Below are 25,360 nucleotides of genomic sequence, written 5' to 3'. Positions count from 1 at the left end.
GCGCGTCCGAACGACCGTGGACCGTCCGGGGCCCAGCGCCGTCAGCGCCCGGACCCCAGCGCCGCTACCGTCCGGGGCCCAGCGCCGGTAGCGTCCGGACCCCCGCGCCGCTACCGCCCGGAGACCAGGTCCGCGACCCGGGCGATCGGCGAGGTGGTCGCCCGGCCGGACGCCTCCTGCCGGTCGGCGGCGTGGTACGCGGCATACATCGCGTGCACCCCCAGCCAGCGCAGCGGCTCCGGCTCCCAACGCCGCACCGTGTGGCCCACCCAGGGCAGCCGGGTCAGCTCGGTGTCACGCCGCAGCACCAGGTCGCACAGGGTCCGCCCGGCCAGATTGGTCGTGGTCACCCCGCTGCCGACGTACCCGCCCGCCCAGCCGAGCCCGCTCACCCGGTCCAGCTCCACGGTGGCGCACCAATCCCGGGGGACGCCGAGCACACCCGCCCAGGCGTGATCGATCCGGGCCTGCGCGGCAACCGGGAAGAACCGGTCCAGGATCGCGCGCAGTTGGACCACCGTCTCCACCTGGGTGCTGCCGTCCGAATCCGTCCGCGAGCCGAACCGGTACGGCACGCCGCGCCCGCCGAGCGCGATCCGGTCGTCGGCGGTGCGCTGCGCGTACATGTACGCGTGGGCGAAGTCCCCCAGCACCTCCCGGCCCTGCCAGCCCGCGTCCGCCCAGAACTCGGCAGGCAGCGGCTCGGTGGCGACCATCGCCGAGTTCATCGGCAGCCATGTGCGCCGCTCCCCGCGCAGCCCGGCGGTGAACCCCTCGGTGGCGCGCAGCACACGATCGGCGGTGACGGTGCCGAACGGGGTGACGGCACGCGGCTTCCGGTAGGCGGTGCCGGGCAGGATCGCAGTGACCGCCGTGCCCTCGTACACCTCCACCCCGAGGTCCCGGACGACCCGGGCCAGGCCGCGCACGAGCTTCGCGGGCTGGATGCGGGCGCCGTACGGGGTCCACGAGCCGCCGAGGGTGCCGGCGACAGTGACGCGGTCTGTGGCCTCCCTGGCACTCAGCAGCTCGAAGCGGCCCTCACCGTACGCGCGCTCGGCCTCGACGAAGGCCCGCAGGCGCTCCAACTGCGGCTTGCTCCTGGCGACTTCGAGGACTCCGCCGCGCACGACATCCGCGTCGATCCCCTCGGCCGTCGCCACATCGACGACCTCCCCGACGGCATCGTCCATCGCCCGCTGCATCGCCGCCGCACGCTGCTGCCCGTACCGCTTGGCGAAGGCGGAACGGCCCGCGAAGCCGTTGTACAGCCAGCCACCGTTGCGCCCGGAGGCGCCGTAGCCGCAGAACCGCCGTTCCAGCAGGGCGATCCGCAGCGAGGGGTCGGCCTTCTTCAGGTAGTACGCCGTCCACAGGCCGGTGTACCCGCCCCCGACGACACACACGTCGACGTCCCTGTCCCCCGGCAGCCCGGGCCCCGCCTGCGGCACCCCGCCCGCCGCGTACCAGAACGACACCTCGCCGTTGACCGCCGCCACCGGAAACCTCCCACACCCTCGCTGACCTGCCCGGACGCTACCCCGGCCCAGCCGACGCGAACCACCCCTCACACTGCCAGGAACGCCCTCCCCGACCAGCCACCCTGTCAGTCCCGCAGCAGCTCCAGAGCCCGCGTCCAGTTGTACGAGCCCGGCACGAAGTCCGCGACCCGCACCCCCATCCGCCGCAGCTTCGCCAGGCTCTCGCCGTAGGCGGGGTGAGCAGCCTGCGCGGCACTCAGGCACGGCTGCACGGCCACCGGGATGCCCCAGCCGTAGGACTCGCAGAGAATCCCGAGCGCAAGCGTGTCCGAGATGCCCGCCACCCACTTGTTGATCGTGTTGAACGTCGCAGGCGACACGACGATGGCGTCCGGATCCGGCAGCGGCCGAGGATCCCCCGGCTTCCGCCAGGCCGAGCGAATCGGATACCCCGTCTGCGCGGCGATCGCGTCAACGTCAATGAACCCGATGGCGTGGGGAGTCGCGACCACCCCCACATCCCACCCCTGCGCCTGCGCGGCCGAGATCAGCTCCCCCACCCCACCAGCCACCCCCGCCGCACACACCACGACATACAGCATCGGCTTCGTCGTCATTCCCAGCGCTCCCCTCTCCCGTCACCGCCGACTCACCACAAGATCGGCATGCACCACCTTCCCAAACGGCTCCGCCACTGCACCCCAACGCCCCTTCGTCAGCTCGTGGACCAGAGCCAACCCCCGATGCCCTTCCTCGTCCTCCCCCGCCACCATCAACGTCGGCATCACCCGCGACCCGTCCCGCACCGCCACCCGGACGGTCCGGTCGGTGACACGGCGGATCGTGACGGTCATCCTCGTCAGGCAGCCGGTCTTGGTGGCGTTCGTGACCAGCTCACTGACGATCGACTCCCCCATGTCGATCAGCTCCGCCAATTCCCACTCCACCAACTTCTCCCGCACCAACCGACGCGCCACAGAAGCCGATTCCGGCAGGTAGGGAAGGCGGGCCGTGGGCCGGAAGGGGACTCCGGTCGGGCCGACCAACCAACGACAGCTGCAGATGTTGGACGGTCGTCGCACGCTTCGCCTCGGCGGGCTGGCTCATCGCGGGTCACTCCTCAGTCGGGTCGGGGGGCCGAGCGGCTCGCGCTCACCCAATCCCCTTCAGAACCACCCCAAGGACTCCGACCCAGTGACTCCAAGTTGAGGTCAGCACACTCTCTGTGGCCGTACGATCGGATCACGCGTTCAAGGGAGCGAGTAGTGGACCGTCAACCGAACCCGCACCAGGTCATCGCGGGGCTCCTCGACGACCAGCGCTTCCTGGCGGCGTGCGCGGCACGCGACATGGGAGCCCTCTTCCGTCTCCTGAACTCCCGTGGCATCAGTACCCGTCGGCTGGCCGCAACCGTCGACATCACCCAAGGCCGGCTCTACGACTACATGAACGGCAAGACCCGCGTGGAGAAACTCGCATTGTTCGAACAGATCTCCGATGCGCTCCACATCCCCGGTCATCTGTCGGGTCTCGCCCGACGGCCGTGGGAGCCACAAGCCTCCGCTGCCAGGCCGCCGGCTCCCGTGTCCCCATGCGCGGCGGCCGACGACGACCTCTCCGCCGTGGAAGCCTTCCGCGTCGCCGACCGGCAAACCGGAGGTGGTCGGCTCTATTCCGCCGTCGTCCGGCACCTGTCCGCGAACGTGGCTCCGCGGCTGGTCGACATCGGCAGCAGCCCTCAGGTGTTCGCCACCGCCTCCGCGCTCACCGAGATGGCAGGGTGGATGGCACACGACTCGGGGCGCGACCGCCTCGCCGCGCACCACTTCACCCGTGCATTCACTCTGGCCCGAGCGGCGAGCGACCTGCCGCTCGCCGCTCACATCGCCGCCAGTACAAGCCACCTGGCCCTGCATGACGGCGATCCGTCCCTGGCCTCGTACTGGGCCACGATCGGCATCGATCTGGCCCGCCAGGGACCTCACCTGCCGAGCTTGGTGGCCCGGCTGCATGTCATGCGCGCCCGCGCCCTCGCCGCCGCCGGACAGTTCGGCCCCGCCATCCGCTCGCTCGAACTCGCCCAAGCAGCTCTCGCAGCCCCGGCCGACGAGTCGCATCCGTGGTTGAGCCCGTTCGACCACGCCACTCTCGCCAGCGATTCCGCGCTGATCTTCGCCGACCTGGGACGGCACTCCGACGCCCTCCGATGTGCTGAACAGGCCGTAGCGCTCCGCGAGGAGGGCCGCACGCGTTCGATGGCCTTCAGTCGGATCGCGCTTGCCCGTGCCCACATCCAGTGCGGCAATCTGGACGCTGCGGTCTCGGTCGGCGCCGACCTACTCGCCACCAGCCCCACACTCGGGTCCGTACGAGTCGTCAACCAACTCGACGATCTGGCCGGGCTCCTCGGCAGGCACCGCGACTACAGTCCCGTACAGGAGTACCTGGCACGATTCGATGAAGCGAGCCGGCCCCGGCTGCTCCTGCTCGCCGACATCATCCCGGAGCCACGGGGAGGTTCATCGTGAGGCCCGTACCCACCGATACAGAAGCCTGGAACGCCTACCTCGCCGAGGGCAATGCGAAGCAGGCCCGCAAGCGCGTCTCGGCCGATGTCATCCTGCGCGACGAGCGCGGCCGCGTCCTCACCGTCAACCCGACCTACAAGGACGGCTGGGACCTGCCCGGCGGCATGGCGGAGTCCAACGAGCCGCCCGACCAGGCCGCCGTACGCGAACTGCGCGAGGAACTGGGCCTCGCCATCGTGATCCACGGCCTGCTCGTCGTGGACTGGGTTGCTCCGCACGGGCCTTGGGACGACCAACTCGCCTTCATCTTCGACGCGGGCACCCTATCCCCCGCCCTCGCAGCCGCCGTCCGCCCACACGACGATGAGCTCTCCGAAGCCCTCTTCCTCCCGGCCCCCGACGCCGCCGCTCGCCTCCGCCCGCGCCAGCGCCGGCGCCTACGCGCCGCCCTGCGGGCACTCGCCGACAACCGGACCCGCTACCTGCACAACGGAGCAGAGCCATGGCAGATCTGAACCGGCCGATGCCGCGCTGACGATGACGTCGTCGGAGTGGCAGAAGGTGTACCTCCCGACCGAAGGGTGACAACCATGACCGATGATGGCGGCCGGATCTTCCGTGAGGCGTGGATCGCCGGGGTGCGCAAGCACTTCCCCGGCGATCCGAAGCCCGGCTACACCACCCCCTGGGACCAAACGCCCAACTGGGAACGCGCCTCCGCAGCAGCGGTGTTCGGGCAGGTCCGCGACTTCGTCGCCGTCAGCGCGGGCACCACCGCCAAGCTCACCCGCGAGCAGAAGGGCCGCTTCGTCGCCACCTGCTGGATCGCCCAGATCCACAAACACATCGACGACCCCAAGCCCGCCTACGTCGCCGACTGGGACGACCTGCCGAAGTGGCAGCAGGAAACCGATGCCGACATCTTCGAGACCATCGAGCGCGCCGTCTGAACCCCTTCGCCGCGCCGCCCGTAGGTAATTCGTTTGACCTCGGAACGCTGCAGCGCTGCACTGTGGCAGGGGCACTGCAAGCCGTGGTGCCGGTTCCGGGGGAGGCAGCGGCAGCAATGCGCATTCGTTCCACGACCGACCAGGACCTCGGTGTCTTCGTCGACACACTGCATGCCGCGTTCGGGCGGTTCCCCGAGACTGCGGCCGAGGACGGCAGCGGGGTCTGGTGGTCGGCGCTCGAGATCGACCGCGGCCTGCTCGCCGTCGCGCCGGACGGGAAGCCCGTGGGTACCGCCTGTGCGTACTCCTTCGAGCTCACGCTGCCCGGTGAGGCCGTCGTCCCGGCCGCGGGCATCAGCTGTGTCGGTGTCCTGCCGTCGCACCGGCGTCAGGGCGTGCTCACCGCGATGATGCGTCACCAGCTCGGGGAGCTGCGGGAGCGGGGGGAGTTCCTGTCCGTCCTGCTGGCGTCGGAGGCGCCGATCTACGGCAGGTTCGGTTACGGCCCGGCGACCTACACGGAGCGGTTGACGGTGTCGCGCCGGCAGGGCGACTTCACTCTCCCTCGGGCGCGTGGGGCAGCCGAGGTGCCTGCGTCCGGCTCGGTCGAGGTGCTGCGGCGTTCGGAGTGCGGCGAGATCCTGGAGGAGGTCTACGACCGGTACCGCCGCGCGCAGCCGGGCGCGTTGTCGCGGCCGCACCGCTGGTGGGCTTCGGGTGCGGGGCAGCCCCCGGTCGCCCGGGCGCCGCGCTACGTCGCCGTCCACCGTGATGTCGACGGCGTTGCGGACGGGTACGCCAGCTACTCGCTCGGCGATGACGCCCTGACGGTCGACGAGACCATCGCCACCGACGACACCGTCCGCACGGCCCTGGCCCGGTTCGTCCTCGACCACGATCTGGTCACCCAGGTGGTGTTCAAACACTTCGCGCCCGAGAACCCGCTGCGCTGGCAGCTGGCGGACTTCAACGCCGGCCAGCTGGGCAACAGCACCGACTGGCTCTGGGTGCGGATCCTGGATGTGCCGCGCGCGCTGACCTCGCGCGGCTGGTTCGGTGACGGGGAGTTGGTCCTCGACGTCGACGACCCGTTCCTCGGCGAGCGGGGCCGCTACCTGCTGACCGTCCGGGACGGCAAGGCCGAGTGCGTTGCGACGGACCGCGAGCCCGATCTGTCCCTGGATGTCCGCGACTTGGGCTCGGTCTATCTCGGCGGCACCGCCCCGAGCACGCTGGTGCGCGCCGGCCACATCCGGGCCAACCGCCCGGGTGCGGTCGCGCTCGCCGACGCCCTCTTCCGCGCCGAGCGACCGCCGCACTGCCTGCACTGGTTCTGATCCGGCACACGCCCGCCGGCCCCCGCCCGCACCAGGGCGGGGCCCGGCGGGCGTGCGGGCGAAGCGGGGGGCTCGTTCGACCGGGCGTTCACGCGTGGGCGCTGATCTGGCCGCCGGCCGAGAGCACGATGTAGACGCCGTTGGCGTCGACTCCGACGTCGTGCCCGTTGGTCTCCAGCGTGCCGTACACCGCGTTGTCGATGCCGAGGATGTCCGCGCGGTACTTGAGCTCGCCGGTCTTGGTGACCTTGACCGTCCAGTCGCCCGCGAGCTTGAACGTGCCCGGGCCCTGGTGCCCGCCGCCCATCCAGGCGTGGACCGTGCCGTCCAGCGAGAGCACGATGAACATGTCGTTGGCGTCGAGTCCGGCGTCGGTGTCCTTCGCGTCCAGCGTGGCGAGGACGTCACCACCGTGGACGATCTTGGCGACGAAGTGCTGGGGGGCGACTTCCCGGATCTCGGCCGTGCTGCCGTCCGGCAGGGTCTGGGTGTGGGCGCCGGGCGCCGGCTTGCCCGGGGCGGTCGCCGTGCCGGTGGGCCGCGCGTCGGGCTTGGCGGCCGTGGTGCCGGTGCCGGGCTTGGCGGCCGGAGGGGCGGTCGGCGCGCTGGGCGCTCCGGGCGTCGTGGCCGTGGCGGCCGGGGACGCCGGGGCGCTGGGCGCGCCGGTTGCCGCGGCCGTGGCGACGGGGGAGGCCGCGCTCGCTGCGCCGGAGCTGCTGCTGCAGGCCGTTGCGGCGGGTACCAGCAGCGCGACGGTCAGGACGGTGCCGGCCAGCGTGCGGGCAGTGGTCGCGCGGCGGGTCGTCGAGAGGGACATGCTGGTTCTCCTGAACGAAGTACGGCTGGGGACGGGCACGTTGCCCGTTCCGTGCCCTGCGGAGATCGGCCGGCGGGCGACGGAGCGGCGTGCACGATCGAAACTAGTCCGAACAGTCGACGGAATGACACATTCCGTGTCACCGGACTGCAACGCCCGGGCTGCGAACGCCTGAGCTACAACGCCCGGGCTGCGATGCCCGGGGAAGGCCGCACCGATGATCCGGCCTGCCACGCGAACCGGCCGTGCCCGCCCCCGTCATGCTGCGGGGGCGGGCACGGGCCTGTCGGACCGGTCGGTCTCAGCCGATGCTGGAGCCGGTGACGGGGGCGGAGAGTTCGACGGTCTCGCCCTTCAGGCCGGTCTTGACGAACTGCCAGGTGAGGCCGCTGATGACGCCCTTGTCCAGCGGGGCCAGCTTGGCGAACGCCGGCTTGCTGAGGTCGATGTGGGTGGAGTCGCAGGAGGGACACTGGTCCTTCACCGGGACGGTGATGGTCTTGCCCTGGTAGGTCACCTTGACCGAAATGCCCTTGCAGACGGGGTCGTTGTTCGGGTTGGCGGTGGTCCACCAGGAACGCGGGACGGCCACCAGCATCTGCGACGAGGCGTTGATCTGGGTGCCGCACGCACCGTAGCCCGAGTCGGTGTAGTAGGTGGCCTTGCCGGTCATGGGCTTGTTGATCGGGATCGCGGCGCTGGCGGAGCCGGCCGTGAGGGCGATGAGAGCGGCTGCGGCGAGCGGGGCGCCCGCGAGGATCCTGAGGTTCTTGCCAATGGCGCGCATGGTTCGTTCCCTCCGGTTGCAGTGCTGGGAAAGCCTGGCTGCTTGTTTTTCTGGCGTTCTCTTCATGGGCATGACAGGTCGAAGTCGCCATGTCTGCGCGGCAGTTCGGCGACCCGATGCCCGCCCTTGCGAAGGGAACGTATGCGCTCCTCCTCGGCGTGGTCCAGACCTCCACAATGTTGGCATGAACACAAGGCAAGGATCTTTACGAATGCGGCCGAAGGGGCGAAGATGCGTGACCACTCCGCCACGCAGGGTGTTGACAGGCCGTCACCCACCTGACTGTCCCGTACACAGCCGCCCCGGAGGTCCCGTCACATGCGCACCGCTCTCGCCGCCCTGCTCCTCGGCGTCGCCCTGGCCCCGGCCGTCCTGGCCCCGGCCGCCATTGCCGCCGGCGCGCCCCGCGAGGTGAACCAGGGCTACAGCATCCGGTCGGCGGCGTGACCGACCTCGGTGCGCTGCCCGTCCTCGGCGGCCTCGGGCTGGACTTCGCCCGACTCCTCGGACAGTGACCGCCGGCAGTCACCGAAGGTAACTTCCGTACGGCTCCGGGCAGGCGTCAGCCCCGGCGCGGGAACCGCCCGCGCCGGCCCGGATCACTTCCGCTCCGCACCTGGGCACCTCCCGCACCGGCACCACAGGGCCGACCTCCCGCCCACGGCGCGCCCGCCATCCGTCATCCTCCGCAACGGGCGGCAATGGGCCGCAACAGGCCGCAAGGAACCGCAAGCAGCCGCAATGAAGCGGCAACACCCGTTCCCACCAGCCAAGATGGTGATTGACAGCGGCCTGCGCGCTTCAGCACGATGAGCACCGAGCCCACTCGCAGCGAGCCGGAAAGGAGGGGCCGATGCACACCGTCGTCCGCCCCGTTCCCCGCCGCTGCCCGCGCCGTTGTTGTCGCGGCGCGCTCGCGTTCTGACCGTCCGCCAGTCCGGACCGGCCCCTCCCGCACTCCTCGCCCCGCGCTGCGCCGTGCGACCGTGCCTGCCGCGCCAGGCACCACCACACATCACTCTCAGTCACCACACTCCCCGAAAGGGCTCCGCCATGACCACCACCGCCCACACCACCGCCCAAACCACCCCCACCACCGCCCACACCGCCCCCAGCCTCACCCCCGTCGCCGGCCGCATCGGCGCGATCGTGCACGGCATACTCCTCGGCGGCGACCTCCCCGCCGAGACCGTCGCCGCCCTCGAGGCCGCCCTGTACGAGCACAAGGTGCTCTTCTTCCGCGGCCAGCAGCACCTGGACGACGCCGGGCAGGAGGCCTTCGCCCGGCTCCTCGGCCACCCGGTCGGCCACCCCACCGTGCCCAGCGCGGACGGGCGTTACATCTTCGAGCTGGACGCCACCAAGGGCGTGCGCGCCAACAACTGGCACACCGATGTCACCTTCGTCCCGTCGTACCCGAAGGCCTCCATCCTGCGCGCCCTGGAGGTCCCGGCGGCCGGCGGCAGCACCGTCTGGGCCAACACGGCGGCTGCCTACCAGGACCTGCCGGCGCCGTTGAAGGCGCTCGCCGAGAGCCTGCGCGCCGTCCACACCAACGACTACGACTACGCCGCCCGGCTCGCCCTGCGCCCGGAGCTGGCGGACAACGCCGAGGTCGCGAAGCTGTTCCGGGACGTCTTCGTCTCCACGGCCTTCAAGACCGAGCACCCGGTGGTCCGGGTCCACCCGGTGACCGGCGAGAAGACCCTCTTGCTGGGCGCGTTCGCGCAGCGCATTCAACTTCTCTCGGGCGACGACAGCAAGGCGCTGATCGACCTCTTCCAGCGCTACGTCGAGCGGCTGGAGAACACCGTCCGCTGGGACTGGCAGGTCGGCGACGTGGCGATCTGGGACAACCGCGCCACCCAGCACTACGCGGTCGCGGACTACGGCGACGAGCCGCGGCTGGTGCGCCGGATCACGCTGGACGGCGACCTGCCGGTCGGCGTGGACGGCGTCCCGAGCCGTCTGCTGGAGCCGGCCGACCCGCCGCGGGTGCCGGGCCTGGTGCCCGCCGAGTCGCTTGAATCCAACTGATCTGCGGCACAAGGGCAGCGGCCTAGCCACCCCGCTGCCCACCGGCGACGACCGCCGGGATGCCGACGCCGCCACCGTCCTGCGCACGGTGCTCGACCGCAGGCCGATCGCCCGCACGCTGGTGGCCGTCGGCACCCCGGTGCTCGGCGAGCCGTACGCGCGGCCGGTCCACGCGCCGGCCCGCCACCTCTGACCGCCTCACCACTCCCAGGGACCGCCATGACCGCGCTCACCCGTCCCCCCGCCCCGAGCCGCCGCGCCCTGTTGCGCGCGGGCCTCGCCGGTGCCGGCCTGCTGACGCTCGCGGCCTGCCGGTCCGCCGTCGACGAGGCCGCGAACGCCGCCAGTGCCGGCGACGCGGCCGACGCCGTGGACACCCCCCGCAAGGGCGGCGTCCTCTCCGTCGCCACCGGCATCGACTTCACGCCGAGCCTGCTCTTCGCCCAGAGCGCCAACACCCTCGTCCAGCGCCTCGTCTTCAACACCCTCACCAGATACGACGACCGGCTCCGGCCGCAGCCCGAACTCGCCACCGCCTGGGAGGTCGCGCCGGACGGCACCAGCGTCACGCTCAAGCTCCGCGAGGACGTCACCTTCCACAGCGGCCGCCGGTTCACCGCCGACGACGTGGTCTTCGCGGTCAGGAACCTCCAGAACCCAGCCCGCTCGGCCCAGTTGCGCTCGACCGCCGCCACCGTCACCGATTTCCGCAAGAACGGCGACTTCGAGCTGACCCTGGTGCTCGCCCACCCGGTCAGCAATCTCTTCGACCTCTTCGAGTTCATGATCATCCCGGACTCCGGCACCGTCGAGGACGCCGTCTCCGGCACCAGGCTGATCGGCACCGGCCCGTTCACCCTCACCGACCGCAAGCCCGGCTCCTCGCTCACCTTCGCCCGCAACGACGCGTACTGGAACCCCGGCCGGCCGTACCTCGACGGCGTGGAGATCCGGATCGTCCCGCAGGCCGAGTCCCTGCTGTCCTCACTCAAGACCGGCCAGACCCACCTGTCGTACAACGTCCGCGGCCAGGACGTCGCCGGCCTCCGCGGCGACCCGCGGTTCCGGATCAAGCAGTACGACACCGGTTCCGGCGCCTCCTACATCGGCGTCAACGTCAGCGCCGAGCACGTCGGCGACAAGCACGTGCGCCAGGCCATCGCCTGGGCCGTCGACCGCGAGCGCTTCGTCCAGCAGGCCCTCGGCGGCTACGGCAGCGTCTCCTCCGTGCCCTGGCCCCCGTCCTCCCCCGCCTACACCGAGGCCGGCGCCACCCACTACCGCCACGATCCACAGAAGGCGCGCGCCCTGCTCAAGGAGGCCGGCCTGGAGCGGATCACCCTGCCCTTCGCCCACTCCAGCGAGCCCGGTGCGACGGCCGTCGCCCAGATCCTGCAGTACGACCTCCAGCAGGTCGGCATCGACACGGTGCTCCAGCCCACCGACTCACCGACCATGCAGAAGCAGCTCATCTCCCAGTCCATGCCCGCCCTGTGGACGCTCAGCCACGGCTTCGCCCAGCTCCACCCGGCCACCCTCGCGGTGAGCGCCTACCCGTTCAACGAGGCCAAGAACAGCTCGCGTTTCGCCTCCCCCGCCTACACCGACGTGGTGCAGCGGGCCTGGAACCGCGGCGACAGCGACAGTCCCGAGGCCAAGGCCCTCTACCAGCAGATCACCGACGTGCTGCTGGACGAGGAGTTCGTGATCGACCTCGCCATCGCCGGACTGGTCGAGGTCGCGGGCCGCAAGGTCCGCGGCGCCACGCTCAACAAGTTCGGCTACCTCAACCTCGACGACGCCCAACTGACGGCCTGAGCAGGACGGCCCGGTACCCGACCCATGCGCACCTTCCTCCTCAAACGCCTCCCCAGCGGACTGCTGGTCCTGGCCCTCGCCTCCTTCCTCGTCTTCCTCATCCTCCGCCTCATCCCCGGCGACCCGGCCACCTCGCTCGCCGGTCCCGACGCCTCCGCCGCCTCCGTCGAGGCGATCCGCTCCCAACTCGGCCTGGACCGACCGCTGTTCGGCCAGTACGTCAGCTGGCTCGGCCACCTGCTGAGCGGCGACCTCGGGCCGAGCTACGCGATCGGCGGCCAGGTCGCCGACCTGATCGGCGACGGACTCGGCGCCACCACCCAACTCTCCCTTGCCGCGCTGCTGTTGGTGGTGCTGATCGCGCTGCCGCTGGCGGTGGCCGGCGCGACCGCCCGGAGCCGTCCGGTCGCCGCCGCCATCCAGGCGGTCACCACGGCCGTGCTCGCCGTCCCGCCCTTCGTCACCGGCGTCGTGCTGGTCCTGGTGTTCGCCGTCTCGCTCAGGCTGCTCCCGGCCGGCGGCCACGAATCCCTGCTGGACGCCCCGGACCTCGCCGTCCAGTACCTGGCGATGCCCGCGCTCTGCCTCGCCCTGCCCAGCGCCGCCGTGCTCGCCCGCTACCTCAAGGACGGCATCGAACGCGCCCTCGCCGAGGACTACGTCCGCACCGCGACCGCGCTCGGCGTCTCCCGGCGGCGGATCGTCTGGCGGCACGCACTGCCCAACGCCCTGCCCTCCGCCGTCACCGTCCTCGGCCTGCAGATCGGCCATCTCATCGCCGGGGCCGTCCTGGTGGAGCGGATCTTCGCCTGGCCGGGCCTCGGCCGGCTGATCGAGCAGGGCGTCGCCCGCCGCGACTACCCGGTGGTACAGGACCTGCTGCTGCTCGTGGTGGCGGTCTACGTCGCCGTCCAACTGCTCACCGACCTCGCGTACGCCTGGCTCGACCCCCGGATCCGTTGGGAGTGACCCGATGACCACCGCCACCCTTCCCCTCACGTCCCCCGCGACGCAGCGCCGTCACCTCTCCGCCCTGCGCACCTGGCGCGGTCTGACCGGCCTCGCCCTGGTCGGCGTGGTCGCGCTCGGCGGGCTGCTCGCACCACTGCTCACCGGCACCGACCCGAACGCCCAGAGCGCGCTCGCCCTGGCCGGCCCGAGCGCCGATCACCCCTTCGGCACCGACGACCTCGGCCGCGACCTGTTCAGCCGGGTGCTGCACGGCATCGGCACCGACCTGGCACTGATCGTCACCGCCGTCCCGGTCGGCGCGCTGCTCGGCTGCTCGGCGGCGCTGCTCGCGGCCACCTCCCGGTGGGCCGACCTCGCCGTCCAGCGGTCCTTCGACCTGCTGCTCGCCTTCCCCGGGCTGATCCTCGCCCTCGCCGTGACCGCCGTCCTCGGCCCGGGCCGCTGGCCGGTGGTGATCGTCGTCGCCCTGGCCGAAATCCCGGGCTTCGGACGCCAGTTGCGGGCCGGGATCCTGGTCCAGCGGGAGCGCGAGTACGCCCTGGCGGCCCGCGTCGGCGGCGCCTCCCGGGCCCGGGTGCTGCTGCGGCACGTGGTGCCCAACGCCGTCGACCCGCTGATCGTGCAGACCGCCGTGGCGCTCTCGCTGGGCGTGTTCATCGAGGGTGCGATGAGCTTCCTGGGCCTCGGGGTCCGTCCGCCGGAGCCCACCCTGGGCAGCATCCTCAGCCAGTCCGTCGCCTACCTGGCCACCGACCCGACCTTCGCGGCCGCCCCGCTGGCCGCCACCACCGCGCTGGTGCTCGGCTTCACGCTGATCGCCGAGGCCCTGAACCGGGGGATCCGCCGATGACCGCCACGCTCCGCGAACCGGACCGCATTCCGGACTTCACCCCGGAGCCCACCCCGGACCGCGCTGTGCTCCAAGTCTCCGGCCTCACCGTCCGGTTCGGCGCCGCCGCTGCCACAGCCGACAGCGCCACCACCGCCGTCGACGCCGTCGACTTCGAGCTCGCGGCGGGCGACACCCTGGGCATCGTCGGCGAGTCCGGCTCCGGCAAGTCCACCACGGCCCTCGCCCTGCTGCGGATGCTGCCGCCCGGCGGCGCGATCACCGCAGGATCGGTCCGACTCGCCGGGCAGGACCTCGCTGCCCTCCCAGAGGAGGCGCTGCGCGCCCTGCGCGGCCGGCGGATCGCCATGGTCTTCCAGGACCCGATGTCCTCACTCAACCCGGTCCTCACCATCGGCCGGCAGCTGGACGAGGCGCTGCGTGCCCACGGCAGCCGGTCACGGAAGGCCGAACGGCTGGCGCGTGCCGCCGAGTTGCTCGACCTGGTCGGCATCCCGGACGCCGCCCGACGGCTGCGCGACCACCCACACCAGTTCTCCGGCGGCCAGCGCCAGCGCATCATGATCGCCCTCGCACTGGCCCACGACGCCGAGGTGCTGGTCGCCGACGAGCCGACCACCGCCCTCGACCCGACCGTCCAGCGGCAGATCCTCGGCCTGCTCACCCGGATCAACCGGGAGAGCGGCACCGCGCTGGTGGTGATCAGCCACGACCTCGGCGTGATCGCCCGGACCTGCCGTCGACTGCTGGTCATGCGCCACGGCCGGGTGGTCGAGCGCGGCCTCACCGCCGACCTCCTCACCGCGCCCCGGCACCCGTACACCCGCGAGCTGCTGGCCGCCGTCCCGCGCCTGGACGAACCCTCCCGGGCCGCCGCCAACAGCACCCCTGGCGCCCGACCCCTGCTCACCGTCCGGGGCTTGACCAAGATCTACGGATCCCGGAAGAGCAGTCGGACCGCCCTGCACGGCGTCGACCTCGACCTGCACCCCGGCGAGACGCTGGGCCTGGTCGGCGAGTCCGGCTCCGGGAAGTCCACCCTCGCCCGGGCGCTGGTCCAGGTGCACGCACCCTCGGCGGGCAGCATCCGCTTCCGTGGCGAGGAACCGGGCCGACGGCCGCACCGCGAGGTCCAACTGGTCTTCCAGGACCCGTACTCCTCGCTCAACCCCCGGATGACGGCCGGGCAGATCATCGCCGAGCCGCTGATCGCCCACGGCCTCGGCGATCGCGCCCAACGGGCCGCCCGGGTCGCCGAGTTGTTGACCCAGGTCGGGCTGGATCCGGCCACCGCCGACCGTCTCCCACGCGCCTTCTCCGGCGGCCAGCGCCAACGCATCGGCATCGCCCGGGCGTTGGCGCCCGAGCCGAGCGTACTGATCTGCGACGAGCCGGTCTCCGCCCTCGACGTCTCGGTCCAGGCCCAGGTGATCGACCTGCTCGCCCGGCTGCAGCGCGAACTCGGCCTGGCCATCCTCTTCATCGCCCACGACCTGGCCGTCGTCCGCCGGGTCAGCCACCGGATCGCGGTGATGCACCGCGGCCGGATCGTCGAGACCGGCCCGGCCGACCGCGTCGTCACCGCGCCCGAACACCCGTACACCGCCGAGCTCCTGGCCGCCGTCCCGCGCCTGGAGCCCCTACCGGCCGCCACCCGCGCCACCACCCGGAGCAGCATATGACCACCGCACCCGAAGCGAACCCGCACCGCCGCGACCCGTACGCCGGCTTCCCCGGCACCGTCGGCCGCACCTTCCGCGAGTCCACCCCCGCCTGGCCGCAGCGGGTCCGCCCGCGCGAGGGCGCGCCCAACATCGTCGTCGTCCTGATCGACGACATGGGCTACAGCGACATCGGCCCGTTCGGCTCCGAGATCCCCACCCCGACCCTGGACCGGCTCGCCGCCACCGGCGTCAAGCTCGCCAACTACCACACCATGCCGCTCTGCTCCCCCGCCCGGGCCGCCCTGCTCACCGGCCTCAACCCGCACCGGGTCGGCTACTCCTTCGTCGCCAACGCCGACCCGGGCTTCCCCGGCTACGGCATGGAAGTCGCCGGGGACATCCCCACCCTCGCCGAACTGCTCCACGACGCCGGCTACGCCACCTACGCCGTCGGCAAGTGGCACCTCACCCGCGACTCCGCCTCCAACGCCGCCGACGACCGCGCCAACTGGCCGCTACAGAAGGGCTTCGACCAGTACTACGGCGTCCTGGAAGGCCTCACCGGCCTCTTCCACCCGCACCAACTCGTCCGTGACAACAGCCCGTTGGACATCGACGAGTTCCCCGACGACTACTACTACACCGACGACATCACCGACCAGGCCATCAAGATGGTCAAGTCGCTGCGCGCCCACGACGCCGACAAGCCCTTCTTCCTCTACCTCGCCCACAACGCCGTACACGGCCCGCTGCAGGCCAAGCCCGCGGACCTGGCCCGCCACCAGGGCCGCTACGACGACGGCTGGGACGAGCTGCGCCGCGCCCGTTTCGCCCGCCAGCTCGCCGCCGGCCACTTCCCGGCCGGCACCGAACTGCCCGAGCGCAACTCCGAGGCCGGCTACGAGGTCGACCCCTGGGACGAACTCACCGACGTGCAGAAGAAGTTGTACGCCCGCTACATGGAGGTGTACGCGGCGATGGTCGACAACGTCGACCAGAACCTCGGCCGCCTCACCGACACCCTGGCCGCCCTCGGCGAACTCGACAACACCGTCATCGTGTTCACCAGCGACAACGGCGGCACCGGCGAGGGCGGCGCCGAGGGCACCCGCAGCTACTTCAGCCGCTTCGTCCACCACCCGAACCTCCCCGACGACTGGAACCCGGACGTCGGGCGCGAGATCGACCTCATCGGCGGGCCGCAGAGCCTGGTCCACTATCCGCGCGGCTGGGGCATGGCCTCCAACACCCCGTTCCGCCTCTACAAGGGCCAGACCTACGCGGGCGGCGTCCGCGTACCCTTCGTGCTCTCCTGGCCGGCCGGCCTGCCGCGCGCCGAGGGCGACAGCGGCGTCCGCGCCCAGTACCAGTACGTCACCGACATCCTCCCCACCCTGCTCGAACTCGCGGACCTGGAACGGCCGTCGGAGCGGCGGGAGCGTCCCGTCCAGGAACTCGACGGCATCAGCTTCGCCGCCGTCCTGCGCGACGGCACGACCCCCAGCACCCACCACGAGCAGTACTGCGAGATGACCGGCAACCGCAGCTACTACCGCGACGGCTGGAAGCTGGTCACCCTGCACCGCCCCGGCACCCCGTACGACGACGGCGAGTGGGCGCTGTACGACCTGCGCACCGACCCGACCGAGATCCACGACGTCGCCGACGAACACCCCGACCTGGTCAAGGAGTTGTCCACCGCCTGGGAGGACGCCGCCTGGCGCGACGGCGTCTTCCCGCTCGCCGACGGCAGCGGCGCCCTCGCCCTGCGCGGCCCCGAGGCGGACCGGCTGCGCCGCCCGGTCACCCTGCTGCCCGGCACTCCCGAGCTGGAGCGCTACCGCTCCTCCCGGCTGATCTCCTTCCGCTCCTTCACCGTCGAGGTCGCGCTCGACGGCTACCGGGCGGGCGACCAGGGCGTCCTGGTCTCGCACGGCGACCAGGGTGGCGGCTACAGCCTCTACGTCGAGGACGGCCGGCTGCGCCTGGCCTACAACCAGTACGGCGAACTGCTGGAGGCCGACGGCGGTCCCCTGCCGGAAGGCACCCGGCTGGTCACCCTGGAAGCCACCGCGGTCGCCGGCCTCGCGTGGGAGTTCCGACTGCTCGTGGACGGCGACGAGGCCGGAACCGAGACCGGCACCGAGGCCGGAACCGGGGCCGGCCGCCTCGGCCCGGTGCACCAGCTGATCGGCATGGCACCGTTCCAGGGCATCAGCGTCGGCATCGACCGCAAGTCCCCGGTCTCCTGGCCGGTGTACGAGCGCCACCGCTCCTTCCGCTACACCGGCGCGCTGAAGTCCGTCACCTACCTGCCCGGCGACCCGGCGCCGTACGACCCGGAGACGGTCGCCCGGGCGCTGCGCGAGGCGGCGGCCGCCTTCGAATAGCACGCGGCAGGACGGATCCCCGGCAGCAGTCCCGGTTCCGCCCACCAAGATCCCCCGATCGGGTTACGCTCGTCCCGCGCGGCGACGACCCCGCGCGACCGACCGAGGGGGGAACGGGTGATCGGGGACCTGCTGCCGGACGTCGTGGCGACCGAGGTGGCGTACGACGACCCGCCGAAGGCCCGGCTGGAGCCGGCGGAGGAGGCGGTCATCGCCAAGGCCGTCGACAAGCGGCGCCGCGAGTTCACCACCGTCCGGCACTGCGCCCGGACCGCCCTCGCCCGGCTCGGCGTCCCCTACCGCCCGCTCGTCCCGGGCCTGCGCGGCGCGCCGAGCTGGCCGGACGGCGTGGTCGGCAGCCTCACCCACTGCGACGGCTTCCGCGGGGCGGCCGTGGCCCGGGCCGGCACCCTCGCCTCCGTCGGCATCGACGCCGAGCCCGCGCTGCCGCTGCCGGAAGGCGTCCTGGACGCCATAGCGCTGCCCGTCGAGCAGCGGCGACTCGCCGACCTGGCCGCCGCCCACCCGGGCACCCCGTGGGACCGGATGCTGTTCAGCGCCAAGGAGTCGGTGTACAAGGCGTGGTTCCCGCTGACCGGGCTCTTCCTGGAGTTCAGCGAGGCCGAGCTGGACCTCTCCCCCGACGGCACCTTCACCGCCCGCCTGCTGGTCCCCGGCCCGGTGGTCGGCGGGCGGCGGCTCGACGGCTTCGACGGCCGCTGGGCCGTCCGGGACGGGCTGATCGCCACCGCCATCGCCGTGGAGCCGTAACCCTTCGTCGACCGTCCGTTCACCACCCGGGCATATCCTCGACCCGTGACGGTGACTTACGTGATCGACGGCAGCAGGATCGGCACCCTGGAGGACTTCTGGGACGCCGTCGGGCAGGAGATCGGCGTGGACGGCTACTTCGGCCGCAACCTCGACGCCTTCGCCGACTGCCTGCGCGGCGGCTACGGCACGCCCGACGACGGGGACTGGGTCATCGAGTGGCGCGACCACGAGGTCTCCCGCCGCAACCTCGGCCACCCGGAGACCGCCCGCCAACTGGAGCTGCGGCTGGGCCGCTGCCACCCCACCAACCGCGAGGACGTCGCCGCCGAGCTGGCCGCCGCCCGGGCGGGCAAGGGGCCGACGGTCTTCGACTGGCTGGTGCGGATCATCGAGGAGGAGCACCCGGGCGGCCTGCGGCTCGCGTAGCGCGGGCCCGAGGCCCGAGTGCCGAGCGCCCGGCCTACAGCACGTCCGAGAGCCGGACGAACCGCCGCCCCGCCGCCAGCATCCCCGGCACCGCCGCCGCCACGCCGGGGGCGGTGCCGCCGCCGGGGTGGTTCAGGTGGCCGATCACGATCGCGCCCGGCGGTGCCGACCCGACCTCCTGCCGCACCTGGGAGGCGCTGAGCGTCGCGCCGCCGTCCCCGTTCACGGTGAAGCCGGCGACGCGCTCGCCCAGGTCGGCGACGACCCGGGTGGCGACGTCGTCGTAGTGCGCGGTGCCGGAGCGGAAGAAGCGGGGCGGGTGCCCGAGCAGGTCGGCGAGCTTCCGCGCGTTGCCCGCCACCTCGTCGTACACCGCGCCGACGTCGCGGGTGCCGGCGATGCCGTAGGCGGAGCGGCCGGTGACCGACAGCGGCCGGTGGACGGTGCCGTGGTTGCCGATCTCGAACAGCGGGTCGGCGGCGAGCTGCTCGAACTCGTCCGGGTTGGCGTCGATCCAGCGGGCGTTCAGGAAGAGCGTGGCCGGGACGGCGTTCGCGCGCAGGAAGCCGATCAGCTCGGCGTCGTAGCCGTTGCCGCCGGGGCCGCCGCAGGCATCGAAGGTGAGCGCCGTCGCGCGTTCGCCCTCGGGCAGCTCGGTGATCACCCCGGCGACCTCCAGCCCCCAGTCCGTCGGGGTCACGGCCCCGTACCGGTCGACGACCTCCGCCCGGGTCGGTTCCTTCGCCGGAGCCGGGGTCGGTGCCGGGGTCAGAGCCGGAGTCGGCGCGGGTGTGGGCGCAGCGGTGGGCGGGGCGGTCGCGGCGGCCGTCGGCGCGGCGCCGGCCTCCACGGGTATGCCGCCCGCCGTAGCAGCCGCCGTCGCCGAAGCGGAGGCCGGACCTGAGACCTCCCCGGCGGGGGAGGTCGAGGCCGACCGCGTCCCGCACCCCGCCAGTACGCTTCCGGCCATTACCACGAGCAGCGTCCGCCGACTCACCGCCACGCCCGCCTCCCGACCCATCTGTACTCCTATCAACCGATTACATGACTATGAACCGACCATTCGTCACTCCCCGCAACTCGCCCCGGCCCCCGCCCGGCCCCTCTTCACCGACCCGCCCCGTCCCCGTGGGCCCCGACTCACCCCCGGTTCACTCACCCGGGTAGGCACGCGAGCGACCCGCCCCGCCCCGATCCGGAGACCTCGATGCCGACCGAACCCAGCACCCCGCACCCCGCCCGCCGCGACCTGCTCCGTACCGGCCTCGCCACCGGTGCCGCCACCGCACTCGGCCTCGCCACCACCACCGGCGAGGCCGTCGCCGCACCCGCCGCAGCCCCTACCGCAGCCCCCGACCGCACCCTCACCCTCACCGGCCATCTCGCCACCGGCGCCCCCGACTTCGTCTACCTCCCGGTCGAAGTCCCCGAAGGCGTCCGCGAGATGGCCGTCTCCTACAGCTACGACAAGCCTCCGGTCCCGGCCGGCACCCCAGGCAACTCCTGCGACATCGGCGTCTTCGACGAGCGCGGCACCGACCTCGGCGGCCCCGGCTTCCGCGGTTGGTCCGGCGGCTTCCGCACCGAGTTCAGCCTCTCCCGCTCCGCCGCCACGCCGGGCTACCTCCCCGGCCCGGTCAACCCCGGCACCTGGCACGTCGTCCTGGGCCCGTACCAGATCGCCCCGCAGGGTCTGGACTACCGCGTCCAGGTCACCCTCCGGTTCGGCGCGCCCGGGCCGCAGTTCACCCCGCACTACCCGGCAGAGCGGGCCCGCGGCCGCGGCCGGGCCTGGTACCGGGGCGACTGCCACCTGCACACCGTCCACTCCGACGGGCGGCGCCTGCCCGAGGAGGTCGCGACCGGGGCCCGCGCGGCCGGCCTGGACTTCATCGTCTCCACCGACCACAACACCAGTTCCTCGCACGCCGTCTGGGGCCCACTGGCCGGCCCGGACCTGCTGATCGTCCCGGGCGAGGAGATCACCACCCGCAATGGCCACTGGCTGGCCCTCGGCCTGGAAGGCGGGCAGTTCGTCGACTGGCGCTACCGCTCGCGCGACGAGGAGTTCCCGCGCTTCGTCCGCCAGGTCCACCGCTCCGGCGGCCTGGTCGTGCCCGCGCACCCGTACTGCCCGTACGTCGCCTGCCAGTGGAAGTTCGGCTACGAGCAGGCCGACGCCGTCGAGGTGTGGAACGGCCCCTGGACGTACGACGACGAGTCCGCGGTGGACACCTGGGACGGCCGGCTCGCCGTCGCCCTGCGCGAGGGCCGCTCCTGGCTGCCCGCCCTGGGCAACAGCGACGCACACAGCGAGCCGCAGGTGATCGGCTCCCCGCACAACGTGGTGCTGGCCGAGGACCTCACCCGGGACGCGATCCTCGACGGGCTGCGCGACGGGCGCAGCTGGCTCGCCGAATCCCGGGCCGTCCAACTGGAGTTCACCGTCACCGGGCACGGCCGCCAGGCGGGCATCGGCGAGGAGCTGACCGTCCCGGCCGACGCTCCGCTGGACGTCCGGCTCACCGTCTCCGGGGTGCCCGGCGGGACGGTCCGGCTGGTCACCGACGAGGGGCAGATGCACCAGGAGTCACTGCCCGCGGCCGGCTCCGGCACGGTGGTGTGGCGCACGACGGCCTCGCTCGCCGCGTACGTCCGGGCCGAGGTGCGCCATCCGAAGCCGGACGGCACGCCGGGCAGGGGCAACGCGATGGGCCCGGACCTGCCCTGGGGCCCGATGGCGGCGCTCACCAACCCGATCGTCCTGCGCGCCGAGGAGCACTGACCGCACCGACGGTCGCAGCCACCGGAGCAGCGACCGGAGCAGCCACCGGAGCACCCGCCGAAGCACCGGCAGGGGCACCCGCGGGGGCACCGGAACGACGCGGGCGGGCCACCGCCCGGTCACCGGGCGGCCACCGAGCGCCCGCGGTGCCCGTCCGCGGACCGGGTGGGGGACGACTCGGGGCACCCGTTTGGACTAGGTTGATCTCCGAAACGCATCAGTCGTAGGGACGAGGCGGTCGGCTGTCCGGATATGGACCGACCAGCTCCTTCGCACTCCGACCGCCTCGCCCCGGCTACCCGACCGTCCCCGGCCCGCGAAGGGATCAGCAGCTGTGAACCGTACGACCGAAGGTGGGCCGGAGCTCGGGGGCGGCCGGGGCGCCGGGGGCGTCCTCGTCCTTGTCGACCCGTCCGTGGCCGGGAACAGCCCGGTCGCGGAGCTGCTCGCGCGGGAACTGCGCCTGAGCGTCCACCTGCGGACGGACGACTTCCTGCGGGTCATCCGCAGCGGCCGGCTCCCGCCCCACCTGCCGGAGGCCGGCCGCCAGAACGCCACCGCTCTGGCCGCCGCGGCCCAGGCCGCCTTCGCCTACGCCACCCGCGGCTACCAGGTCGTGGTGGAGTGCCCGGCCGTCCCGGCCGCACTGGACACCTTCCGCCGCGAGAGCCGCGCCACCGGCACCGCGCTCCACTACGTCGTCCTCCATGCCGGCCCGGCCCCGGACGACGCCCCGCACACCCTCGACACCAGCGACCTCACCGACGAGACTGCCGCCGAGACCGTGCTCACCGCCCTCACCCGCCGCACCCACCTCCTCGGCTGGTAGCGCCGCGCCCCGGGTGCCGGCGGCAGTCTCGGCTGGTAACGGCAGTCCCGGCGGGTGGCGCCGTGCCCCGCGTGACTCCGCTACGCCCCCACCACCCCGTCGATCGCCTCCCGCAGGAAGTCGGCGTGCCCGTTGTGCCGGGCGTACTCGTGGATCAGGTGCAGCATCACCAGCCGCAGTGACACGTCGGCGTCCCATCGGGCCTGGTAGCCCGTGACGTCGAGGGTCTCGGCGGCGAGCTCGATGCGGCGGGAGTGCTCGACCTCGGCCTGCCAGCCGGCGAAGGCCTCGGCCCGGGTGGCGTCGGCGGCGTCGTACGAGGCCTGGTAGTCGCTGTCCGACCAGACCAGCGGGAGGTCCTCGCCGTTGATCACCCGGCGGAACCAGGTGCGCTCCACATCCGCCATGTGCCGCACCAGTCCGAGGAGGGACAGCGTGGACGGCGGGCTGGAGCGCTGCCGCAGCTGTTCGTCGCTCAGGCCCTCGCACTTCATGGCGAGGGTCGCCCGGTGGAAGTCCAGGAAGCCGCGCAGCATCTCGCGTTCTCCGCCGGTCAGCGGCGGTACGGGGCGTTCGTCGGGGGTCTTCACGGTGTCGTTCTCCTCATGTCTCGTCAAGATCGCGGGAATCCTCGCGGACTGTAGCGAACCCGGCGCCCGACCGGCAGGGATTTATCTCCCGCCGGTCACAGCCGACCCAACCGACCCAACCGACGCGGCTGACCCGGCTCGACGAGCCGGCCGACCTCACCCGTCGCCGCCCCCGGTCGCGCGGCGGTGTTCCGAGCCCCCTCGGAACACCGCCGCGCCCCTTTCCCGCCAAGCACACCGGCCGATCACGTACCGTGTTCGGACCACCACCGGTTTGGGTACGTACCTCGGCGCGCCCGACGCCCGGGCGCCCACCGAGCAGGAGATCCAGCGGCCCATGGACCACAACCGCATCCCCCCGACCGTGCGCCAGACTTACGGCGCCGGCGATCTGTCCAAAGCCGCCAGTTTCGCAGGCGGATTCATCAACTTCGGCGACTGGCACGGCATCGACCTCACCGCTCCCACCCCCGAGGACCGGGTGCACAGCCAGGAGCAGCTCTACCGACGCGTCCTGGGGGCCTTCCCTGAGCCGCGCGAGCAGCAGCGCCTCGCCGAGGTCGGCTGCGGGCGCGGGCTGGGCGCCGCCCTCGCACTGCGCGAGTTCCGCTTCGCTGCCGTCACCGGCGTCGACATCCACCCCGACCAGGTCGAACGCGCCCGCGCCGTCAACGCCAAGGCCCTGGCCACCTATCCCGACCGGCTCGCCTACGCCCTCGGCTCGGCCGACGAACTCCCGTTCCCCGATTCCTTCCTGGACGGCCTGTACTCCGTCGAGGCCGCCCAGCACTTCCGCGAACTCACCGGCTTCGCCCACGAAGCCGCCCGCGTCCTGCGGCCAGGCGGCCGCCTCGTCGTCACCACCTTCTTCACCGCCCCCGGCCCCGACGCCGCCGAACGCCTGGCCATCCTCCTCGCCAGCTTCGCCGACGGACTGGACGTCGCCCACCCCCTCGACGCCTTCACCGACGACCTCGCGACGGCCGGCTTCTCCGAGGTCACCACCGAGTCGATCGGCGCCGACGTCTGGCCCGGCCTCGACCGCTACCTCACCGGCACCGTCCCCACCGCCCACTGGACCCGCAACTTCCTCCCCGCCTGGCGCGACGGCCTCCTCGACTACCACGTCGTCACCGCCGTCCGCTCCTGAACCGCACCCGCCCGTCACCGACACCCGGTGCGCCGCGACGGCTGCCCGGAGGGCTGCTCACGGTTCCGTGAGCAGCCCTCCGCGGTTTCCGGGCGCGCCCGGCCGGAACCCGGTGCGGTCGCTCAGGCTCGCCGCACCCGTACGCCGCAGTCGGCGATGGCCTTCTCCTGGGCATCGGAGAGCCCGGTGTCCGTCACCAGGTCGTGGACGTCGGCGAGCGGGCAGATCGAGGCGAAGGTGACCCGGCCGACCTTGGTCCGGTCGGCGAGCACGACCGTACGCGCGCTGCTGCGCAGGAACGCCCGGTCGGTCTGAGCCTCCATCTCGTCGTGGGTGGTGCAGCCCTCTTGGGCAGTGAGGCCGTCCACGCCGATGAAGGCGAGGTCGAGGTGGTAGCGCTGGAGCATGCTGTCCGCGGCCGGCCCGACCAGTTCGTAGCTGGCCGACCGGGCGATGCCGCCGATCACGACCAGCCGGATCTCCGGGCGCACGATCAGCTCGGCCGCGATGTTCACGGCGTTGGTGACCACGGTGAGGTTGCCCCGCTCGGCCAAGGCCTTGGCCAGCTCGGTGGTGGTCGTGCCGCCGGTCAGGCCCACCACGGCCCCGTCCGGCACCAGTTCGGCTGCCGCCCGGGCGATCCGGCGCTTCTCCTCCTGCTGCTTCTCACCGCGGTGCCGCAGGGGGACTTCCAGGTTCACCGCTCCCGTCACCGCCCCGCCCCGCGTGCGGTGCAGCAGGCCCTGATCGTGCAGCTCCTGTAGGTCCCGGCGCACGGTCGCGCCCGACACCCCGAGCAGCTCGGCGAGCGCGTGCACGTCGGCGCTTCCGGCCTCGGCGATGTGCGACAGGATCCGGGCGGCACGATCGGCTTTGAGCATGGACGGAGTGTAGGCCAGGCCCGTCAGCCGACCCAACGGGCAGCCCGCGTCCCCCGGTACCCCCGGGGGACCACCGCTCGGTAGAGCCTCCGGTACCGCCCCTCGGTGGCTTCAGAGGCATCGAGAATTCTGCTCAAAGATGACTACAATGTCGAGCATTCGATCAATTCCAAGCACCACCGGGGGCTGTGATCGCCGTGGACCGTGACCGTACTGCCCTGGCCGGCGCCCGCCTGGTCCTGCCCGGCGGCGTCGTCGAGGGCGACCGGCTGGCCGTCGAGGGCGACCGCATCG

Annotated in this window: 25 protein-coding genes; 17 read left to right on the top strand and 8 right to left on the bottom strand. The window is 72.5% G+C overall.

Annotation, left to right across the window (positions count from 1 at the left end; genetic code table 11):
* Positions 1-110: 110 nt before the first annotated feature.
* From ACZ52R_RS15400 to ACZ52R_RS15390, 3 genes are all read right to left on the bottom strand, one after another.
* Positions 111-1,499, bottom strand: a complete 1,389-nt coding sequence (locus ACZ52R_RS15400; protein WP_465663335.1) for an NAD(P)/FAD-dependent oxidoreductase — start codon at positions 1,497-1,499, stop codon at positions 111-113.
* Positions 1,500-1,606: 107 nt separating this feature from the next.
* Positions 1,607-2,098 carry a flavoprotein gene (locus tag ACZ52R_RS15395; RefSeq protein WP_465663334.1) on the bottom strand — a complete coding sequence of 164 codons (492 nt, stop codon included), beginning with the start codon at positions 2,096-2,098 and terminating at the stop codon, positions 1,607-1,609.
* A 21-nt stretch (positions 2,099-2,119) separates the two neighbouring features.
* Positions 2,120-2,563, bottom strand: a complete 444-nt coding sequence (locus ACZ52R_RS15390) for an ATP-binding protein (protein ID WP_465663333.1) — start codon at positions 2,561-2,563, stop codon at positions 2,120-2,122.
* A 183-nt stretch (positions 2,564-2,746) separates the two neighbouring features.
* On the opposite strand from ACZ52R_RS15390, the gene ACZ52R_RS15385 reads away from it, so the two are divergent.
* The 4 genes from ACZ52R_RS15385 (at position 2,747) to ACZ52R_RS15370 (ending at position 6,296) form a co-directional block, all read left to right on the top strand.
* Positions 2,747-4,009, top strand: coding sequence for a helix-turn-helix domain-containing protein (locus ACZ52R_RS15385; protein ID WP_465663332.1), 1,263 nt, complete (start codon positions 2,747-2,749; stop codon positions 4,007-4,009).
* Positions 4,006-4,524 carry an NUDIX domain-containing protein gene (locus ACZ52R_RS15380; protein ID WP_465663331.1) on the top strand — a complete coding sequence of 173 codons (519 nt, stop codon included), beginning with the start codon at positions 4,006-4,008 and terminating at the stop codon, positions 4,522-4,524. The genes ACZ52R_RS15385 and ACZ52R_RS15380 overlap by 4 nt, the downstream gene beginning before the upstream one ends.
* A 75-nt stretch (positions 4,525-4,599) precedes the next feature.
* A complete protein-coding gene (locus tag ACZ52R_RS15375) occupies positions 4,600-4,959 on the top strand; it encodes a hypothetical protein (protein WP_465621225.1) in 360 nt (119 codons plus the stop codon).
* 116 nt (positions 4,960-5,075) lie between these two features.
* Positions 5,076-6,296 carry a GNAT family N-acetyltransferase gene (locus ACZ52R_RS15370; protein WP_465663330.1) on the top strand — a complete coding sequence of 407 codons (1,221 nt, stop codon included), beginning with the start codon at positions 5,076-5,078 and terminating at the stop codon, positions 6,294-6,296.
* A gap of 88 nt (positions 6,297-6,384) precedes the next feature.
* Here the strand turns inward: ACZ52R_RS15370 and ACZ52R_RS15365 are convergent, their stop codons facing one another.
* Both ACZ52R_RS15365 and ACZ52R_RS15360 read right to left on the bottom strand, forming a co-directional pair.
* On the bottom strand, positions 6,385-7,113 hold the full coding sequence (locus tag ACZ52R_RS15365) for a hypothetical protein (protein WP_465621221.1): 729 nt from the start codon (positions 7,111-7,113) through the stop codon (positions 6,385-6,387).
* Between the two features lie 301 nt (positions 7,114-7,414).
* Positions 7,415-7,900 (bottom strand): cysteine/serine endopeptidase inhibitor, encoded by a 486-nt coding sequence (locus tag ACZ52R_RS15360; RefSeq protein ID WP_465621219.1) that lies wholly within the window; start codon positions 7,898-7,900, stop codon positions 7,415-7,417.
* Positions 7,901-8,218: 318 nt separating this feature from the next.
* On the opposite strand from ACZ52R_RS15360, the gene ACZ52R_RS15355 reads away from it, so the two are divergent.
* The 10 genes from ACZ52R_RS15355 to ACZ52R_RS15310 all read left to right on the top strand — a co-directional run bounded on the left by ACZ52R_RS15355 (position 8,219) and on the right by ACZ52R_RS15310 (position 18,831).
* Positions 8,219-8,347 (top strand): hypothetical protein, encoded by a 129-nt coding sequence (locus ACZ52R_RS15355; RefSeq protein WP_465663329.1) that lies wholly within the window; start codon positions 8,219-8,221, stop codon positions 8,345-8,347.
* A 606-nt stretch (positions 8,348-8,953) separates the two neighbouring features.
* Positions 8,954-9,937 (top strand): TauD/TfdA dioxygenase family protein, encoded by a 984-nt coding sequence (locus ACZ52R_RS15350; RefSeq protein WP_465663328.1) that lies wholly within the window; start codon positions 8,954-8,956, stop codon positions 9,935-9,937.
* Positions 9,924-10,130 (top strand): hypothetical protein, encoded by a 207-nt coding sequence (locus ACZ52R_RS15345; protein WP_465663327.1) that lies wholly within the window; start codon positions 9,924-9,926, stop codon positions 10,128-10,130. The genes ACZ52R_RS15350 and ACZ52R_RS15345 overlap by 14 nt, the downstream gene beginning before the upstream one ends.
* Positions 10,131-10,156: 26 nt before the next feature.
* Positions 10,157-11,755 (top strand): ABC transporter substrate-binding protein, encoded by a 1,599-nt coding sequence (locus ACZ52R_RS15340; RefSeq protein WP_465663326.1) that lies wholly within the window; start codon positions 10,157-10,159, stop codon positions 11,753-11,755.
* Positions 11,756-11,779: 24 nt separating this feature from the next.
* Complete coding sequence (locus ACZ52R_RS15335) at positions 11,780-12,724, top strand: ABC transporter permease (RefSeq protein ID WP_465621209.1); 945 nt, start codon at positions 11,780-11,782, stop codon at positions 12,722-12,724.
* Positions 12,725-12,728: 4 nt separating this feature from the next.
* Positions 12,729-13,577: an ABC transporter permease gene (locus ACZ52R_RS15330; protein ID WP_465621207.1), complete on the top strand. Its 849-nt coding sequence runs from the start codon at positions 12,729-12,731 to the stop codon at positions 13,575-13,577.
* Positions 13,574-15,259 carry an ABC transporter ATP-binding protein gene (locus ACZ52R_RS15325; protein WP_465663325.1) on the top strand — a complete coding sequence of 562 codons (1,686 nt, stop codon included), beginning with the start codon at positions 13,574-13,576 and terminating at the stop codon, positions 15,257-15,259. Before ACZ52R_RS15330 ends, ACZ52R_RS15325 begins: the two co-directional genes overlap by 4 nt.
* Positions 15,256-17,631, top strand: a complete 2,376-nt coding sequence (locus ACZ52R_RS15320; protein WP_465753566.1) for an arylsulfatase — start codon at positions 15,256-15,258, stop codon at positions 17,629-17,631. The genes ACZ52R_RS15325 and ACZ52R_RS15320 overlap by 4 nt, the downstream gene beginning before the upstream one ends.
* Positions 17,632-17,748: 117 nt before the next feature.
* The gene (locus tag ACZ52R_RS15315) at positions 17,749-18,402 is read left to right on the top strand and encodes a 4'-phosphopantetheinyl transferase family protein (protein ID WP_465621203.1); all 654 of its coding nucleotides are present in this window, start codon (positions 17,749-17,751) and stop codon (positions 18,400-18,402) included.
* Positions 18,403-18,447: 45 nt separating this feature from the next.
* The gene (locus ACZ52R_RS15310; protein ID WP_465621201.1) at positions 18,448-18,831 is read left to right on the top strand and encodes a barstar family protein; all 384 of its coding nucleotides are present in this window, start codon (positions 18,448-18,450) and stop codon (positions 18,829-18,831) included.
* A gap of 34 nt (positions 18,832-18,865) precedes the next feature.
* Here ACZ52R_RS15310 and ACZ52R_RS15305 read toward each other — a convergent pair whose 3' ends face one another.
* Positions 18,866-19,681 carry a polysaccharide deacetylase family protein gene (locus ACZ52R_RS15305; protein WP_465621200.1) on the bottom strand — a complete coding sequence of 272 codons (816 nt, stop codon included), beginning with the start codon at positions 19,679-19,681 and terminating at the stop codon, positions 18,866-18,868.
* A gap of 357 nt (positions 19,682-20,038) precedes the next feature.
* Between ACZ52R_RS15305 and ACZ52R_RS15300 the strand changes: the two genes are divergently transcribed.
* On the top strand, positions 20,039-21,616 hold the full coding sequence (locus tag ACZ52R_RS15300; protein ID WP_465621198.1) for a CehA/McbA family metallohydrolase: 1,578 nt from the start codon (positions 20,039-20,041) through the stop codon (positions 21,614-21,616).
* Positions 21,617-21,950: 334 nt separating this feature from the next.
* Positions 21,951-22,445 (top strand): hypothetical protein, encoded by a 495-nt coding sequence (locus ACZ52R_RS15295; RefSeq protein WP_465621196.1) that lies wholly within the window; start codon positions 21,951-21,953, stop codon positions 22,443-22,445.
* An 80-nt stretch (positions 22,446-22,525) separates the two neighbouring features.
* Here the strand turns inward: ACZ52R_RS15295 and ACZ52R_RS15290 are convergent, their stop codons facing one another.
* Entirely contained in the window at positions 22,526-22,981 is a 456-nt protein-coding gene (locus tag ACZ52R_RS15290; RefSeq protein ID WP_360509176.1) for a DinB family protein, read from the bottom strand.
* A gap of 328 nt (positions 22,982-23,309) precedes the next feature.
* Here ACZ52R_RS15290 and ACZ52R_RS15285 point away from each other — a divergent pair, with 328 nt between their 5' ends.
* The gene (locus ACZ52R_RS15285; protein WP_465621194.1) at positions 23,310-24,185 is read left to right on the top strand and encodes a class I SAM-dependent methyltransferase; all 876 of its coding nucleotides are present in this window, start codon (positions 23,310-23,312) and stop codon (positions 24,183-24,185) included.
* A gap of 122 nt (positions 24,186-24,307) precedes the next feature.
* On the opposite strand, the gene ACZ52R_RS15280 is transcribed toward ACZ52R_RS15285, so the two are convergent.
* Positions 24,308-25,066 carry a DeoR/GlpR family DNA-binding transcription regulator gene (locus ACZ52R_RS15280; protein ID WP_465621192.1) on the bottom strand — a complete coding sequence of 253 codons (759 nt, stop codon included), beginning with the start codon at positions 25,064-25,066 and terminating at the stop codon, positions 24,308-24,310.
* Positions 25,067-25,360: the final 294 nt, after the last annotated feature.

Source organism: Kitasatospora sp. NPDC034023 (assembly GCF_055575795.1).
This window is presented reverse-complemented; position numbering and strand designations above follow the sequence as displayed.

Bases quoted from the DNA above. Each gene is read 5' to 3' on its own strand.
- ACZ52R_RS15335 (WP_465621209.1), top strand. From the start codon at position 11,780: ATGCGCACCTTCCTCCTCAAACGCCTCCCCAGCGGACTGCTGGTCCTG.
- ACZ52R_RS15375 (WP_465621225.1), top strand. From the start codon at position 4,600: ATGACCGATGATGGCGGCCGGATCTTCCGTGAGGCGTGGATCGCCGGG.
- ACZ52R_RS15395 (WP_465663334.1), bottom strand. From the start codon at position 2,098: ATGACGACGAAGCCGATGCTGTATGTCGTGGTGTGTGCGGCGGGGGTG.
- ACZ52R_RS15350 (WP_465663328.1), top strand. From the start codon at position 8,954: ATGACCACCACCGCCCACACCACCGCCCAAACCACCCCCACCACCGCC.
- ACZ52R_RS15325 (WP_465663325.1), top strand. From the start codon at position 13,574: ATGACCGCCACGCTCCGCGAACCGGACCGCATTCCGGACTTCACCCCG.
- ACZ52R_RS15280 (WP_465621192.1), bottom strand. From the start codon at position 25,066: ATGCTCAAAGCCGATCGTGCCGCCCGGATCCTGTCGCACATCGCCGAG.
- ACZ52R_RS15320 (WP_465753566.1), top strand. From the start codon at position 15,256: ATGACCACCGCACCCGAAGCGAACCCGCACCGCCGCGACCCGTACGCC.
- ACZ52R_RS15355 (WP_465663329.1), top strand. From the start codon at position 8,219: ATGCGCACCGCTCTCGCCGCCCTGCTCCTCGGCGTCGCCCTGGCCCCG.
- ACZ52R_RS15360 (WP_465621219.1), bottom strand. From the start codon at position 7,900: ATGCGCGCCATTGGCAAGAACCTCAGGATCCTCGCGGGCGCCCCGCTC.
- ACZ52R_RS15370 (WP_465663330.1), top strand. From the start codon at position 5,076: ATGCGCATTCGTTCCACGACCGACCAGGACCTCGGTGTCTTCGTCGAC.
- ACZ52R_RS15330 (WP_465621207.1), top strand. From the start codon at position 12,729: ATGACCACCGCCACCCTTCCCCTCACGTCCCCCGCGACGCAGCGCCGT.
- ACZ52R_RS15290 (WP_360509176.1), bottom strand. From the start codon at position 22,981: ATGCTGCGCGGCTTCCTGGACTTCCACCGGGCGACCCTCGCCATGAAG.
- ACZ52R_RS15365 (WP_465621221.1), bottom strand. From the start codon at position 7,113: ATGTCCCTCTCGACGACCCGCCGCGCGACCACTGCCCGCACGCTGGCC.
- ACZ52R_RS15300 (WP_465621198.1), top strand. From the start codon at position 20,039: ATGCCGACCGAACCCAGCACCCCGCACCCCGCCCGCCGCGACCTGCTC.
- ACZ52R_RS15340 (WP_465663326.1), top strand. From the start codon at position 10,157: ATGACCGCGCTCACCCGTCCCCCCGCCCCGAGCCGCCGCGCCCTGTTG.